General features: G+C 73.9%; 15 protein-coding genes. 10 read left to right on the top strand and 5 right to left on the bottom strand.

Features of this window, described 5'->3' with window-relative positions:
• Window positions 1–72: 72 nt before the first annotated feature.
• Entirely contained in the window at window positions 73–1,491 is a 1,419-nt protein-coding gene (locus tag IH54_RS0106715; protein ID WP_052397145.1) for a DUF6421 family protein, read from the bottom strand.
• A 224-nt stretch (window positions 1,492–1,715) separates the two neighbouring features.
• Here IH54_RS0106715 and IH54_RS0106720 point away from each other — a divergent pair, with 224 nt between their 5' ends.
• Window positions 1,716–2,384, top strand: coding sequence for a glycerophosphodiester phosphodiesterase (locus IH54_RS0106720; RefSeq protein ID WP_078861984.1), 669 nt, complete (start codon window positions 1,716–1,718; stop codon window positions 2,382–2,384).
• A 28-nt stretch (window positions 2,385–2,412) separates the two neighbouring features.
• Here the strand turns inward: IH54_RS0106720 and IH54_RS0106725 are convergent, their stop codons facing one another.
• Window positions 2,413–2,946, bottom strand: a complete 534-nt coding sequence (locus IH54_RS0106725) for a GNAT family N-acetyltransferase (RefSeq protein ID WP_031513781.1) — start codon at window positions 2,944–2,946, stop codon at window positions 2,413–2,415.
• Window positions 2,947–3,394: 448 nt separating this feature from the next.
• On the opposite strand from IH54_RS0106725, the gene IH54_RS0106730 reads away from it, so the two are divergent.
• From IH54_RS0106730 to IH54_RS0106765, 8 genes are all read left to right on the top strand, one after another.
• Complete coding sequence (locus IH54_RS0106730) at window positions 3,395–3,943, top strand: DUF5134 domain-containing protein (protein ID WP_031513783.1); 549 nt, start codon at window positions 3,395–3,397, stop codon at window positions 3,941–3,943.
• Window positions 3,944–4,067: 124 nt separating this feature from the next.
• Window positions 4,068–5,006 carry a M56 family metallopeptidase gene (locus IH54_RS0106735; RefSeq protein ID WP_031513785.1) on the top strand — a complete coding sequence of 313 codons (939 nt, stop codon included), beginning with the start codon at window positions 4,068–4,070 and terminating at the stop codon, window positions 5,004–5,006.
• A gap of 146 nt (window positions 5,007–5,152) precedes the next feature.
• Window positions 5,153–5,845: a TetR/AcrR family transcriptional regulator gene (locus IH54_RS0106740; protein WP_052397146.1), complete on the top strand. Its 693-nt coding sequence runs from the start codon at window positions 5,153–5,155 to the stop codon at window positions 5,843–5,845.
• 92 nt (window positions 5,846–5,937) lie between these two features.
• Complete coding sequence (locus IH54_RS0106745) at window positions 5,938–7,032, top strand: WD40/YVTN/BNR-like repeat-containing protein (RefSeq protein ID WP_031513789.1); 1,095 nt, start codon at window positions 5,938–5,940, stop codon at window positions 7,030–7,032.
• A 72-nt stretch (window positions 7,033–7,104) separates the two neighbouring features.
• A complete protein-coding gene (locus IH54_RS0106750) occupies window positions 7,105–7,782 on the top strand; it encodes a uracil-DNA glycosylase (RefSeq protein WP_031513792.1) in 678 nt (225 codons plus the stop codon).
• 26 nt (window positions 7,783–7,808) lie between these two features.
• Window positions 7,809–8,645: a phospholipid scramblase-related protein gene (locus tag IH54_RS0106755; protein WP_031513794.1), complete on the top strand. Its 837-nt coding sequence runs from the start codon at window positions 7,809–7,811 to the stop codon at window positions 8,643–8,645.
• 7 nt (window positions 8,646–8,652) lie between these two features.
• The gene (locus tag IH54_RS0106760) at window positions 8,653–9,621 is read left to right on the top strand and encodes an N-acetylglucosamine kinase (RefSeq protein ID WP_031513796.1); all 969 of its coding nucleotides are present in this window, start codon (window positions 8,653–8,655) and stop codon (window positions 9,619–9,621) included.
• Window positions 9,622–9,787: 166 nt separating this feature from the next.
• On the top strand, window positions 9,788–10,681 hold the full coding sequence (locus IH54_RS0106765; protein ID WP_031513798.1) for a sirohydrochlorin chelatase: 894 nt from the start codon (window positions 9,788–9,790) through the stop codon (window positions 10,679–10,681).
• Window positions 10,682–10,789: 108 nt separating this feature from the next.
• Here IH54_RS0106765 and IH54_RS0106770 read toward each other — a convergent pair whose 3' ends face one another.
• Window positions 10,790–11,833, bottom strand: coding sequence for a lactonase family protein (locus IH54_RS0106770; RefSeq protein ID WP_031513800.1), 1,044 nt, complete (start codon window positions 11,831–11,833; stop codon window positions 10,790–10,792).
• A gap of 253 nt (window positions 11,834–12,086) precedes the next feature.
• Between IH54_RS0106770 and IH54_RS0106775 the strand changes: the two genes are divergently transcribed.
• On the top strand, window positions 12,087–12,629 hold the full coding sequence (locus IH54_RS0106775; protein ID WP_078861985.1) for an Lrp/AsnC family transcriptional regulator: 543 nt from the start codon (window positions 12,087–12,089) through the stop codon (window positions 12,627–12,629).
• Here IH54_RS0106775 and IH54_RS0106780 read toward each other — a convergent pair.
• A complete protein-coding gene (locus IH54_RS0106780) occupies window positions 12,611–13,228 on the bottom strand; it encodes a DJ-1/PfpI family protein (RefSeq protein WP_031513804.1) in 618 nt (205 codons plus the stop codon). The two genes, IH54_RS0106775 and IH54_RS0106780, sit on opposite strands and share 19 nt — an antisense overlap.
• Window positions 13,229–13,373: 145 nt before the next feature.
• Window positions 13,374–14,357, bottom strand: coding sequence for a GlxA family transcriptional regulator (locus tag IH54_RS0106785; RefSeq protein WP_031513806.1), 984 nt, complete (start codon window positions 14,355–14,357; stop codon window positions 13,374–13,376).
• Between the last annotated feature and the right edge of the window lie 30 nt (window positions 14,358–14,387).

Consider the following 14,387-nt stretch of genomic DNA (forward strand, 5'->3'; position numbering starts at 1 on the left):
TGCTCCGGTCCAAGCCAGCAGGTATGAAACAGCAACAGCCCCACTGTCAGCGGTGGGGCTGTTTTGCCTGGGTCAAGCCTGCTGCGTGTCGGCTATCTCGAACTTGAAACCTGCCCCACTCCCGGTGATCCCCTTGGTGGAGGCGATCGTGTCACGGAGCTTCCTGGACAGCGCCTCGTAGAACATGCTGAGCGGAAACTCGTCCGCCAGCACGTCGTCCACCAGCTTGCGCGGAGGAAGAGACAGGTCGAGGGCATCGGGACCCTTGGCCCAGACCGAGCCGGGGTGCGGCGAGAGGTAGCTCGCGACCAGGTCGTACGCGGCGAACCAGTGCACGAGCTTGGGGCGGTCGATGCCGTCCCGGTACAGCGTCTCGATCTCCTCGCAGAGCTGGTTGGTGACCTGCGGTGCACGCTCCCAGTCGATGTGCAGGGTGTTGTCCGTCCAGCGTACGGCGTCGTGCTTGTGCAGGTAGGAGAACAGCAGCTGCCCGCCGAGTCCGTCGTAGTTGCGGACCCGCGCGCCGGTGACCGGGAAGCGGAAGAGCCGGTCGAAGAGGATGGCGTACTGCACGCCCAGACCCATCGGGTGCCCCTCGGCCTGCAGCTCGACGGCGGCCCGGAAGCTGGTCAGGTCGCAGCGCAGCTCCTCCAGGCCGTACATCCAGAACGGCGCCCGCTGCTTGATCATGAACGGGTCGAAGGGCAGGTCGCCATGGCTGTGGGTGCGGTCGTGGATCATGTCCCAGAGCATGTACGTCTGCTGCGCGAGCGCCTGGTCGGACACCAGCCGGGCCGCCTCGGGCGGCAGGTCGAGACCCAGGATGTCCACGGCGGCCTCGGTCACCACCCGGAAGCGCGCGGCCTCGCGGTCGCAGAAGATCGCACCCCAGCTCCAGGAGGCCGGGGGCTTGCGCACGGCGACGGTCTCCGGGAAGAGCACCGCGGAGTCGGTGTCGTAGCCCGGCGTGAAGTCCTCGAAGACGATCGGTACGAACTGCGGGTTGTCGTAGCGGGTGCGCTCCAGCTCGGCGATCCACTCCGGCCACATCACGCGCAGGGCGACGGCCTCCAGGTTGCGGTCCGGGTTGCCGTTCTGGGTGTACATCGGGAAGACGACGACATGGCGGCGGCCGTCGGTGCGGTCGGCGGCGGGCCGGAACGCCAGCAGCGAATCGAGGAAGTCCGGCACGCCGAAGCCCTCGTCGGCCCAGCGGCGCAGGTCGGCGGCCAGCGCGTGGTGGTAGGCCGCGTCGTGCGGGAGCAGGGCGGTGAGCCGGTCCACGGCCGCGGCGACCCGGTCCACGGCCTGCGCCGCGTCCGTGCGCGAGGGCGCGTCCTCGGCCTCGAAGTCGATCGACCCGTCCTTGAGCTGCCAGGGCCGGACGGTCTCGACGGCCTCCTTCAGCTCGGTCCACACCGGGTGCCCGATGACGTCCTCACCGGATATCCCATGAGCAGGTGCCGTCCTCGACGAAAGAATGTCAGCCATCACCGCTCCTCCACAGGAAAAATTGCCGTACCGACACCGTATCCGCGACCATGTTCCCGCTTCAAGCGGGCGAGGAGGAGATCCTCCGGCGGAACGGCTCCAGGATCGCCTTTCCTGCGGCCGATGACCCTATTCGTCCCTTGACCGTCCGGAATTCCTCCGGTGTCGAAAAGTCGTCACGGTGTGTTCGGCCCCGCGCCGTCCGGGCGGCCTAGGCTGCGGGCATGAGCTTCCTCACCGTCGGTCACCGCGGGGTCATGGGCGTCGAGCCGGAGAACACGCTGCGGTCCTTCCGCCGCGCCGAGCAGGCAGGGCTGGACCAGGTCGAGCTCGACCTGCACCTGAGCAAGGACGGCGCGCTCGTGGTGATGCACGACGCCGGGGTGGACCGCACCACGGACGGCAGCGGGCTCGTCCGGGACCTCACCCTCGACGAGATCCGCGCACTGGACGCCGGGCTCGGCGAGCGGGTGCCGGTGTTCGAGGAGGTGCTCGACGTGGTGCGAGGCCCGATCCAGGCCGAGATCAAGGACATCGCTGCCGCCCGCGCGCTCGCCGGCACACTGCGCGAGCGCGGCGCCACCGGCCGGGTGAGCGTGCTCTCCTTCCACGACGAGGCCCTCGCCGAGATCCGCACGCTGCTGCCCGAGGTACCGACGGTGCTGGTGGCCGGCGGGTCCGGCCCGGACATCGTGCCCCGCGCTCAGGCGGTCGGGGCGCGCCTGGTCAGCCTGGACCTCACCCGCCTGACGCTGGACACGGTCCGCCGCTGCCACGCCGCGGGCATCCAGGTCATCGCCTGGACGGTGAACACCGCGCAGGACTGGGCGCTCGCCCGCGCCCTGGACCTGGACGGCGCCGTGACGGACCTTCCCGCCGAGCCCGCCGCCTGACAGGGCCGGGGCGGGGCTCAGCGCCCGCTCAGAGCTTCTTGGTGAGCAGCTCGAACTCGAGGTCGTCGCGCGTCGGCAGGCCGAACCGCTCGTCGCCGTACGGGAACGGGCTCGTCTGCCCGGTGCGCTCGTAGCCACGCCGCTCGTACCAGGCGATCAGGTCCTCCCGGACCGAGATCACCGTCATGTGCATCTCCGCGACGCCCCACTCGTCGCGGGCGAAACGCTCCGCCTCCGCGATGATGACCTTGCCGAGCCCGCCGCCCTGCAGTGACGGCCGCACCGCGAACATCCCGAAGTATGCGTGCGCCCCGCGGTGCTCCAGCTGGCAGCAGGCCACCAGCTCCCCGTCGCGCTCCACCGCGACCAGCCGGCTGCTCGCGTTCTCGATCACCGCGAGCACGCCCTCCGGGTCGGTGCGCTGACCGTCCAGGATGTCCGCCTCCGTCGTCCACCCCGCCCGGCTGGCATCCCCGCGGTAGGCGGACTCGATCAGCGCGACCAGCGCGGGAACGTCTGCCGCGGTCGCGGCGCGAAATCTCGGCGAAGCGGCGGTGTCCATGACCCCGCACACTATCCCGCCGGTCCCCCGAACGGCTCCGGGCCCCTTTCCCCGAGACGGGGAGGGCGCCACGGCCGCGCCGCGCGCGCGTGTTTCCGGGTTGCGGCTGCGCCGCGGGCGAGCACTTTCGGGCTGCGGGCTGCGGGCTGCACCGCGGGGCGCACGTTTCCAGGGGCGCGGGGACCGCGCGGGCAACCACCTCACCGGCCGGCGGTCCGGTGCGGACCGAACCGCACCCTCCGGACGTGGCGGAGTGCGGCGCCGTCCGCGCAGTTCCCCGCCGCCCCAAAAACGCTCGCCCCGCGGAGCAATGCGCACGCGCCCCGGCGCGAAAGGGGTGGACCCACGCCCTCGGACGCCTCCGTGCGCTCGGGTGTGCGCCGCCGGGCGCGGGCAGGAAGGTGGTGGGCCGCCGGGTCGGGCGGGCGCCCGAGGGGGGGTGGACGCGGTGCACGGACCGCCGGTGGTGGCGTGGTTGCTGGTGGCGCTCAGCGCCGCGACCGCGCTCTCGTGCGTGCTGCGCCGAGAAGCACGCACGGAGGCCCTGCTGGGCACGGGCATGGCGCTGATGGCCGTCCCCCTCTCGGTGTACGAGCCGCCGCACTGGAGCCCCGCGGTGCTCGCCGCCGTCTTCGCCGGCGCGGCGGTGTACGCCCTCCGGCCCTCCGCGCACCACGCGACGGCGCACCGGATGCACCACTCGGTGTGCGCGGGGGCGATGGTCTACATGGCGGCGGCGACGGCCGGCGCGGGCCCGGCGCACTCCGCTCACGCGGGCCACGCCGCCGCCGGCGCGATGGGCACCCCGGTGCTGACGGGAGTGCTGCTGGCCTATTTCGCCGGCTACGTGCTGCGCGCGGGCACCCGGCTGGTCGCCGAGGCCGGTCCCGCCGCGCCGCCCGGCGGTGCGACACGCCTGCGGCACGCCCCGGAGGTGGCCGCGGCGTGCCGCGTGGCGATGGCGATGGGCATGTTCGCGATGCTGCTGACGATGTGAGCCCGGTCCGGCGTGCGGCGCGGGAGCCTTGTGACGCCTGGGACGGACGGGGTTCCGTGAGTGATACGTCACATTGCGTGCAGGCCGCCCCCGCGGCCCGCCGCCCGCTCCTAGGGTGATCGTCATGACGGTCCCGTTCGTGCTGCTGGTACTGGGCGCACTGACGGCGGCGATGGCGCCGCGCCTGCTGTCCCGTGCCGAGTGGCCGGAACGCGAACCCGTGCTGGCCCTGTGGGTGTGGCAGTGCGTGGTCGCCGCCGTGCTGCTGTGCTGCCTCTCGGCGCTGGCGCTGACGGCCTCGGCCGCGTGGGCGGCCGTACGCGGCCATGTGTTCGCCTTCGCGCCGCACGGCGTGGTCGACGCGTACGGGCTGTCGGAATACGGCCGCGGAGCCGCGGCGCTGGCGGTGATGCTGGCGCTCGGCGGCCTGTGGACGGTCGCCATGCTCACCCGCGAGGTCCGCGGCGCCCGCGGCAGACGCCGCCGGCGGCGGGCGGAGCTTCGAGTGCGCTCACCCCGGCTGCCGGGCGAGGACGTGCCGCCCGGAGAGCGCCTCGTCGTCCTGGAGGACGCGCGCTCGGACGCCTGGTGGCTGTCCGGCGCCGAACCGCAGCTGGTGATCACCACCACCGCGCTGCAGCGACTCAAGGGCCGCCAGTTGGACGCCGTGCTGGCGCACGAGCAGGGCCACATGCGGGCCCGTCACGACGTGCTGCTGCACTGCGCGGGCGCGCTCGCGGGCGGCTTCCCGCAGGTACCGGTCTTCGCCGCCTTCCGGGACCAGGTGCACCACCTGGTCGAGCTGGCCGCGGACGACACCGCCTCGCGCCGGGTCGGCCGGCTCACCACAGCCCTGGCGCTGGTGGAGCTGAACGAGGAGCGCGGGGTCTTCGGTCCCGCCCCGACGCCCCTCGCGGGGCTCCCCGGCCGGGTGCACCGGCTGCTGGACCCCGCCCCGCGGCTGCCGCTGGCGCGCCGGGTGCGGATGAGTGCGTTCGCCCTGCTCGTCCCGGTGGTGCCGCTGCTCATCGCCTTCGGCCCCGGCCTGAACTCCCTGACCTGATGCGGCGCCCGATGCGACGGCGGGCGCCGTCCCGGCGATCCCCCGCGTCGCCGGGACGGCGCCCGTCTCCCTGCCCCGTCCGGGCACTGGCCCGGCGGGATGCGCTGAGTATATTGGCTCGGAGCCAGTCAACGCAGGAGTAAAGCATGTCCCCTCGGAGCGCTTCGGTCAATGAAGCGATGCGCAGGCGTTCCCGGGAACGGCTGCTGCAGGCCACCGTCGAACTCGTGGAGGAGCGCGGTTACGAGGCCACCACGCTGGCCGACATCACCCGGCGCGCGGGGTCGGCCAGAGGCCTGGTCTCGTATTACTTCTCCGGCAAGCGGGCACTGCTGCAGTCGGCCGTGCACCGGCTGATGGCCGACGAGCTGGCCGCGGCGCTGGAATTCGAGCCACGGACCGGGGACGGGCAGCAGCTGCTGGCACGGGCCATCGACGGGATGCTCGGCATCAGCGTCCGGCACACCACGCTGATGCGTACACACATGGCGGCGATCCTCCAGGAGGAGGGCTTCATCCAGTGCCCGGAGCAGCAGCGGCTGGCGTTGCTGCTCCGGGAAACCGTGACCTGCTGGGGCGCCGACAACGCGGAGGAGGAGTACCGGCTGCTGCGCGCGCTGCTGATGGGCGCGACGGTGGCGATGCTGCTGCCGGGAGCGCCGATGCCGCTGCACCGGCTGCGGGCCGAGCTGTTCCAGCGCTACGGCCTGGAGTGGGAGTGGGGCTTCCCCCCGCCGGAGCCCGCCGGGCCCACCGGTCCCGCGGCCGCCACGACCGCCTCCGATGCCTCCGGCACTGCCGGGACCGCCCCTGCCGCCACCCCTGCAACGCCGGTCTGAGCTGGGGCGACCCGCGCCGTACGGGCCGTTGTCGGTGGCCGGGTGCAGACTCTGTGGTGCCGGTCACATCGACGCTACGGAGGCGGCACGCCATGGACGACGTGATGCTCGCGGTGGGCACGCAGAAGGGGCTGTTCCTCGCCCGCAGGGAGGGCGGCGGCGGTCGGTGGGAGATGGACGGGCCGCATTTCCCGATGCAGGCCGTCTACTCGGTGGGGATCGACACCCGGCGTGCCGTGCCGAGGCTTCTGGTCGGGGCGGACAGCTCGCACTTCGGCCCCTCCGTCTTCCGCTCCGACGACCTCGGCGCGAGCTGGCAGGAGCCGTCCAGACCCGCGGTGCGCTTCCCCGCCGACACCGGCACCTCTCTGGAGCGGGTCTGGCAGCTGCATCCGGCCGGGCCCGCGTCACCCGACGTGGTGTGGGCCGGTACGCAGCCCGGTGCGCTCTTCCGCTCGCAGGACGGCGGGGAGAGCTTCGAGCTGGTCCGCAGCCTGTGGGAGCACCCGCAGCGCCCGCAGTGGGAGGCCGGGTTCGGCGGCCAGGCCGTGCACACGGTGGTGACGCACCCGACCGACGCCGAGCGGGTCACGGTCGCGGTGTCGACCGGCGGCGTCTACCGGTCGCAGGACGGCGGGGCGAGCTGGGCCCCGTCCAACTCCGGGGTGCAGGCCACCTTCCTCCCCGAGGAGCAGCGCTATCCGGAGTTCGGCCAGTGCGTGCACAAGATCGCCCAGGACGCGGCCGATCCGGAGCGGCTGTATCTGCAGAACCACGGCGGCGTCTACCGCAGCGACGACGGCGGGGCGCGGTGGGAGGGCATCGCGGACGGGCTGCCCGCGGAGTTCGGCTTCGCGGTCGCGACGCACAAGAGCCGCGGCGATGTGGCCTACGTCTTCCCGGTGGCCGCCGACAGCTTCCGGATGCCGCCGGACTTCCGCTGCCGCGTCTACCGCACGGAGGACGCCGGCCGCAGCTGGACGGCGCTGTCCGACGGCCTGCCCGAGGTCCCGTCGTACGGCGTGGTGCTGCGCGACGCCCTGTGGACCGACGACGGCGACCCCGGCGGCGTCTACTTCGGCAACCGGAACGGCGAGGTGTACGCCAGCGCCGATCAGGGCGACACCTGGGAGCTGGTCGCCGCGCATCTGCCCGACGTGCTGTGCGTGCGGGCGGCCGTCGTGTGACCGCCGGGCGGGCCGGCTCGCGTCCCGATCCCCGTCCGTGGCAGGCCTGTTGAGCCAGTAGAGTGACGGACCGTGACAGCACGACCGTTGAACGAGATTGTCGAGGCGGGCTGGGCGAAGGCGCTCGAACCCGTGGCAGGCCGAATCGCGGAGATGGGGGACTTCCTGCGGGCGGAGATCGCCGCGGGCCGCACCTACCTGCCGGCCGGACCGAACGTCCTGCGCGCCTTCCAGCAGCCGCTGGACGAGGTCAAGGTCCTCATCGTCGGGCAGGACCCGTACCCGACGCCCGGCCACGCGGTCGGCCTCAGCTTCTCGGTCGCGCCCGACGTTCGCCCGCTGCCCGGCAGCCTGGAGAACATCTTCCGGGAGCTGGGCGCGGACCTCGGGGTGCCGAGGCCGTCCAACGGCGACCTCACTCCGTGGACACGGCAGGGGGTGCTGCTGCTCAACCGGGCGCTGACCACCGCGCCACGACGGCCGGCCGCGCACCGCGGCAAGGGCTGGGAAGAGGTCACCGAGCAGGCGATCAGGGCGCTTGCCGCGCGGGACAAGCCGCTGGTGTCGATCCTGTGGGGGCGTGACGCCCGCAATCTGCGCCCGCTGCTGGGCCGGCTGCCGGCGATCGAGTCGGCACACCCGTCCCCGATGTCGGCCGACCGCGGCTTCTTCGGCTCCCGCCCCTTCAGCCGCGCGAACGAGATGCTGCTGCAGCAGGGCGGGGAGCCGGTGAACTGGCAGCTCCCCTGAGCGGCCGAAAACGGTACTCTGCCCGGGTGACAACGCATTCGAATACCCCGGCGGGCTGGTACGCGGACCCGCAAGGCACCCCGAACCTGCTCCGCTACTGGGACGGCACCCAGTGGACCGAGCACACGAATCCCGGCCAGGTGCCCCAGCAGCAGGGCGGGGGCAACGCCTGGGAGCTGAATGTCAGCCGCACCCCCGACCCGGCGAAGGTCCAGCACCAGGTGCAGCAGCAGGCCGGCGTGTCCCCGACGGGGTTCGGCGGCGGCACGCTGTTCAGCGAGCCCGTCCTGGTGGTGAACCAGAAGGCCAAGCTGATCGAGCTGGTCAACGAGTACAGCGTCTTCGACCAGCACGGCAACACGCTGGGCTCGGTCGTCGAGGTCGGCCAGAGCACGGCGAAGAAGGTGCTGCGCTTCGTCTCCAGCGTCGACCAGTTCCTGACCCACAAGCTGGAGGTCCGGGACGCCCACGGCACCCCGCACCTGGTGCTGACCCGGCCGGCGAAGTTCATCAAGTCCAAGGTCCTGGTCCAGCGGGCCAACGGCGAGCCGCTCGGCGAGATCGTCCAGCAGAACGCCTTCGGCAAGATCCGCTTCGGCTTCATGTACAACGGCCAGCAGATCGGCGCGATCAAGGCGGAGAACTGGCGCGCCTGGAACTTCGCCATCGTCGACCACACCGAGACCGAGATCGCCCGGATCACCAAGACGTGGGAGGGCCTGGCCAAGACCCTGTTCACGACCGCGGACAACTACGTCCTGCAGATCCACCGGCCGCTCCAGGACCCGCTGCTGAGCATGGTCGTCGCCTCCGCCCTGACCGTGGACACCGCTCTCAAGCAGGACTCCCGCGGTCTCGGCTGAGCCCGGCATGACGCACTGGGTACTGGGGGTCGACTCGGGCGGCTCCGGGGTACGGGTGGCCGTCGCCCGCGCCGACGGGTCAAGCGGTCCGGCACCCGTCACCGCCGACCGCCCCGCCGTGACCGGCGAGCGCGGCATCGACGCGGCGAGCCTGCTCGACCGGGTGCTGCCGCTCGTGTCCGGGCTGCTGCGCGAGGCGGGCGCGGAGTCGGTGGCGGCGGCCTGCGTCGGTGCGGCCGGGATGGCCACGCTCGGCGACGACCTGCGCGCCGAACTGCCCGCCGCGCTCGGCGAGGCCTTCGGGGTGCGCGCCCTGGCGCTGGCCGGGGACGCCGTCACCGCCTACGCCGGCGCGCTCGGGCTGCGCCCCGGCGTGGTGGTCGCCGCCGGGACAGGGCTGATCGCCCTGGGCACCTCCGGCGACGGCTGGCGGCGCGTCGACGGGTGGGGCCACCTGCTCGGCGACGCGGGCGGCGGCGCCTGGATCGGCCGCGCGGGCCTGGACGCCGCGATGCGCGCGTACGACGGGCGGGCGGGCGGCTCCGACCCGCTGCTGGCCTGCGTGCGGGAGCGGTTCGGGCCGCCGGACGGGCTGCCCGGCCTGCTCTACCCGCGCGCCGACCGGCCCGCGGTGCTGGCGTCCTTCGCGCCCGACGTGGCGCGGTGCGCCGCGCAGGACCCGGTGGCGTCCGGCATCCTGCGGCAGGCGGCGCAGCACATCCTGGAGTCGGCCGCCGCTGCCCGCCCGCCGGGCGAGGGCGCGGTCGAGGTGGGTCTGGCCGGCGGGCTGTTCCGGATGGGTGAGCCGCTGCTCGCGCCGCTGCGCGACCAGGCGGAGTGGCTGCTGCCCGACGCCGTCCTGGTGCCCGCGGCGGGCGACCCGCTGGACGGCGCACTGATGATCGCGGGCGCCCTGCACACCGGTTCGCTGACGCTGCCGTGCGACGGCGCGCTGCTGACCGTCAGCCGTCGCTAGCCGGGCGGTGCCGGAGCGATCGTCGCTGCTCAGACGCGTACGATGACCGCCGTCTGACGGTAGGTGACGGCCCGCACGGCAGCGGAAACGGACAGTTCAGGACAGGCCGCACCGTCCCGCACCCGGCTGGACGGCCGGGCGCCGCGAGGCGTTAGCATGCCACGCCATGAGCACTACCACAGGCGGTCCCGCCTCCGGTCTCCCTGTTCGTATGCCGCGCCCGCGCCAGACCGGACGGCACCGCCGGCCCGAGGCGCTGTCCGCGCCCGAGGGCGCCCCGGTGCTGGTCCTCGCCGTTCCCGGCACCCCCTCGACGGCCGCGCTGAGCCTGGCCGAGGAGGTCGTCAGCATCGCGCGTTCCGAGCTGTCCGGGCTGGACCCGCGGATCGGCTTCGTCGACGGGGCCGACGCGGAGGACGCCGACTTCCCCTCGCTGCGCAGCGTGCTCGACCAGGTGGCCGTCGAGCGGGCCGGTGAGGACGTCTCGGCGGTCGTGGTGCCGCTGCTGGCCGGTCCCGAGGCGTCGGTCCTGCGACGCGTACGGCAGGCCGTCGCCGACAGCAAGGCGCAGGTCGAGCTGACCGACGTGCTGGGCCCGCACCCGCTGCTCGCCGAGGCGCTGCACGTCCGGCTGTCCGAGGCCGGGCTGGCGCGCGCCGACCGGGCGCGGCTGTTCACGGTGGCGACCGCCGCGGACGGCATCATCCTCGCGACGGTCGGCGGCGAGGAGGCCGCGCAGGCCGCCGGGGTGACCGGGCTGCTGCTCGCCGCCCGGCTCGCGGTCCCGGTGCTGGCGGCCGCGCTCGACGAGGACGGCTCCGTCGCCTCCGCCGCCGAGCAGCTGCGGTCCTCGGGCTCCGACACGCTGGCGCTCGCGCCGTGCCTGATCGGCCCGGAGATCGCCCCGCAGGTGCTGCACACCGCCGCCGCCGAGGCGGGCTGCTCCGCCGCGGACGCGCTGGGCCCCTACCCGGCGGTCGGCAAGCTGGTCGTCACACAGTATGCGGCGGCGCTGGGTCTGCCCATGCCGCAGCAGGGCAGCGGCGTGCCGATGCGCTGAGAGCGCGCGGCCGCAGTCCGTACGCACGTCCGCAGCCGGGCGGTCCCTGCCGGGGCCACCCGGCTCGTGCGTTCCGCGGGGCCCGGCTCCGCGGCGGGGCCGGCGGGGTCAGCCGAAGACAACGCAGGACGCGGCCGGCACGTCGAGGGAGCCGGCCTGCTTGGGGATGCCGGTGGCCGGGTCGACGTCGAACCAGGTGACGTCGCCCGAGCGCTCGTTGGCCGCGTAGAGCCGGGCGCCCCCTGGGTCGAGGGTGAGGTGACGCGGCCAGTCACCGCCGCAGCCGACGGTGTCGAGGAGTTCGAGCCGCTCGCCGCCGTCGTGCACGGCAAGGACGGCGATGCTGTTGTGGCCGCGGTTGGCGGCCCACGCGAAGCTCCCGTCCGCGGAGACCACCAGCTCCGAGGGGTAGTTCTCGCCCTCGGTGCCTTCCGGCAGCACCCGGGTCTCGGACAGCGGGCGCAGGCTGCCGCGTTCGGCGTCCCAGCCGCACACGGTGACCACGGAGTCCAGCTCGTTCATGACGTACACGTGCCGCCCGTCCGGGTGAAAGGCGAGGTGCCGCGGGCCGATGCCGGAGCGCAGTCCGAGTTCGCGTTCGATCTCCAGCTCGCCGATGGCGGCGTCGAGTTCGCAGACCCGCAGCGAGTCGGTGCCCAGGTCGACGCTGACCGCCCAGCGGCCGGTCGGGTCGGGCAGCACGGCGTGCGCGTGCGGGCCCTCCTGGCGCTGCGGGTTGGGGCCGTCGCCCTCGTGCTCCAGCACCGAGCGCAGCACGTCGAGCCCGCCGTCGGCGCGGATCGCGAGCACGCTGACGCTGCCGGGCGCCGAGTAGTTGGCGGTCAGCAGGTGGCCCTTGTGGACGGCCAGGTGGGTCGGCGAGCCGCCCTGCACCGCGACGGGGCCGCCGATGAGCGCCGGCGCGGCCGGGTCGGCGAGGGAGAAGGCGGCGGCGGCGCCCTCGGGGTCGGTCTCGCTCACCGCGTAGAGCGTCCCTCCATCGGGTGACAACGCGAGGAAAGACGGGTTGACCACGTCGGCGGTGGGGGCGCCGAGCGTGGTGAGCGCTCCCGTCCCCGGGTCGACGGCGGCCGTGGTGAGGCCGCGCCCGCCCCCCGAAGTGAACGAACCGATGTATGCGTGCCCGGCCACTGCCGTACCTCTTCCGCCTGTTGTCTGTACGGCGGCCGAGAGTAGTGCCTCGCGGCGGTCGCGTCGCGCCCGGGGGCCGTCTGTCGCCCGCCGGTGGCCCGCCGATGCGGCGGCTGCCGGGGGCCGTTGGGCGGCGCGGGCGGCCGTTCACAGCGGCGATGGCTCAAAGTAGCCGGTCCACCGGGCGCCGTCAGTACGGTGATCATGAGATCCCCGACGATCACCCTCCACCCGCAAGGAGTACGGCCGCACCATGCCCTTCGACGCCCTGGACGCCCGCATAGTGCGGCTGATGCTCGACCAGCCCCGTACGAGCGTCCGCGGATACGCCCGCATCCTGGGCGTTGCCCGCGGCACCCTGCAGGCCCGGCTGGAACGGCTGGAACGCGACGAGGTCATCACCGTCGCGGGCCCGCGGGTCTCCCCCGCCGCGCTGGGCCACCCGGTGCTGGCCTTCGTACGGCTGGAGGTCGCCCGCGGGCACCTGGACGAGGCGGGCGAGGCGCTGGCCGCGGTGCCGGAGATCGTCGAGGCGTTCTCGGTCGCGGGTGGCGGCGGTGATCTGCTGACCCGGGTGGTGGCGCGCGACAACGGGCATCTGGAAGCGGTCATCCAGCGGCTGGGCCGACTGCCGGGCGTGGTGCGGATCCGCACCGAGATAGCCCTGAGCGAGCGCGTCGCGCACCGGCTGCTGCCGCTCGTCGAGTCGCTCGCGACGGAGCCGGGACCGGCCGCCCCGGAAGGGACCGGAGCGGCCGGCGCGCCGGAGGAGGGCGGTCAGCGGGCCGCCAGGTAGTCCTTCGCGGCCTGCGGCGCCTTGTTCCAGGAGCCGGCGTCGAAGGGCGGCTGCGGGTCGTACTCGATCGCGAGCTGGATGGCCTGGGCCGCGACGGGGCCCGCGATCAGCTCGGCGAGCCGCAGCGCCATGTCGATGCCGGAGGAGACCCCGGCTGCCGTGATGATCCGGCCCTGCTCGACGACCCGCTGCTCGGTGTGGACGGCCCCGTAGGACTCCAGCAGGCCGGCGGCGCTCCAGTGGGTCGTCGCGCGCAGCCCGGCGAGCAGTCCGGCGGCGCCCAGCAGCAGCGAGCCCGTGCACACCGAGGTGGTCCAGGCGGTGGTGGCGTGGACGGAACGGATCCAGTCGAGAAGCCGTGCGTTCCCGGTGTTCGCGCGCGCACCGGGCCCCCCGGGGACCACCAGCACGTCGGCGGCGGCGATGTCGTCGAAGACCGCGTCGGCGGTGAGGACGAGCCGGCCCGCACCGTCGGTGACCGGTCCCGCCGCCGGGGCGGCGAAGACGATGTCGGCGTCCGGCAGATTCCGCAGGACCTCGTAGGGGCCGACGGCGTCGAGCGCCGTGAAGCCGTCGAAGAGCGGGAAGACGATGCGCATGGCGGTCTGCCTTTCCTGGCCGGTGGAGCCGGTGGAGTGGTGGGTGCGGTACGGGGAGAGGGCCCGTCGCGGGTGCTGCGGGCATGCGGGACGGCCGGACGGCGCCGCGCGGTGCCCGTACGGCGGTTCCTGGGCGGACGGGGGTTCAGTCCGCGGCGGTGTGCGGGGCGAAGCGCCGCCGGTATTCGCCGGGTGTCACCCGGACGGAGCGTTTGAAGCTGCGGTGCAGCGTGGCCACGGTGCCGTAGCCGCAACTGCGGGCTACGGCGTCCAGCGGGGTGCCGGTGGACTCCAGCAGCCGGCGGGCGGCCTCGACGCGGGCGCTCTCGACGTACGCGGCCGGGGTGCGGCCGGTCTCGGAGCGGAAGACGCGGGTGAAGTTGCGCTCGCTCATACCCGCCCGGGCGGCGAGGGCCGGCACGCCGAGGTCGTCGCAGAGGTGGTCGGCGATCCAGTCCAGGACCTCGCGCAGCGGCTGCCGGGCCGGCCGCTGGGCGGCGAGCTGCGCGCTGAACTGCGCCTGGCCGCCTGGGCGCTGCACGAACATCACCAGCTGCCGGGCGATGGCCCGCGACACCTCGGGCCCGTCGTCGGCCTCGACCATGGCGAGGGCGAGGTCCATCCCGGCGGTGACGCCCGCGGACGTCCACAGGTCGCCGTCCCGTACGAAGATCGGGTCGGGGTCGACGACAGCCTGCGGATACCGCTCGGCCAGCAGCGCGCACGACGACCAGTGGGTGACCGCCCGCCGCCCGTCCAGCAGCCCGGCGGCGCCGAGCAGGAAGGCGCCGCTGCACACCGAGGCGGTACGCCGGGCCCGGCGCGCGGTGGCGGCGAACCAGTCGACGAACTCCCGGTCCGCGCAGGCCTCGTGGACGCCTCCACCGCCGACGGCCACGAGGGTGTCCACCGGGCCGGTGAACTCGCGTGTGGTCAGGGTCGGGGAGACCGCGAGGCCGCCGCTGGACGCGACCGGGCCGGGTGCCGCGGCCACCGTGCGGACCGTCGTCCCCGGTCTCCCGGCGCGCTCGGCCCGCTGCCCGGCCTGCACGAACACCTCGTGCGGCCCGGCGAGGTCGAGCATCTGGAAGCCGGGGAAGACGGCGAAGACGACGGTCCGGCGGGTCATGTGTCCATCCTCGGCGGCGGCCGTCATGGC

This window comes from Streptomyces sp. NRRL F-5123, assembly GCF_000721495.1.
Taxonomy (GTDB): domain Bacteria; phylum Actinomycetota; class Actinomycetes; order Streptomycetales; family Streptomycetaceae; genus Actinacidiphila.

Coding starts and splice junctions, on each gene's coding strand:
- IH54_RS0106720 (WP_078861984.1), top strand. CDS start 1,716: ATGAGCTTCCTCACCGTCGGTCACCGCGGGGTCATGGGCGTCGAGCCG.
- IH54_RS0106780 (WP_031513804.1), bottom strand. CDS start 13,228: ATGCGCATCGTCTTCCCGCTCTTCGACGGCTTCACGGCGCTCGACGCC.
- IH54_RS0106715 (WP_052397145.1), bottom strand. CDS start 1,491: ATGGCTGACATTCTTTCGTCGAGGACGGCACCTGCTCATGGGATATCC.
- IH54_RS0106765 (WP_031513798.1), top strand. CDS start 9,788: ATGAGCACTACCACAGGCGGTCCCGCCTCCGGTCTCCCTGTTCGTATG.
- IH54_RS0106775 (WP_078861985.1), top strand. CDS start 12,087: ATGCCCTTCGACGCCCTGGACGCCCGCATAGTGCGGCTGATGCTCGAC.
- IH54_RS0106745 (WP_031513789.1), top strand. CDS start 5,938: ATGGACGACGTGATGCTCGCGGTGGGCACGCAGAAGGGGCTGTTCCTC.
- IH54_RS0106760 (WP_031513796.1), top strand. CDS start 8,653: ATGACGCACTGGGTACTGGGGGTCGACTCGGGCGGCTCCGGGGTACGG.
- IH54_RS0106725 (WP_031513781.1), bottom strand. CDS start 2,946: ATGGACACCGCCGCTTCGCCGAGATTTCGCGCCGCGACCGCGGCAGAC.
- IH54_RS0106735 (WP_031513785.1), top strand. CDS start 4,068: ATGACGGTCCCGTTCGTGCTGCTGGTACTGGGCGCACTGACGGCGGCG.
- IH54_RS0106785 (WP_031513806.1), bottom strand. CDS start 14,357: ATGACCCGCCGGACCGTCGTCTTCGCCGTCTTCCCCGGCTTCCAGATG.
- IH54_RS0106740 (WP_052397146.1), top strand. CDS start 5,153: ATGTCCCCTCGGAGCGCTTCGGTCAATGAAGCGATGCGCAGGCGTTCC.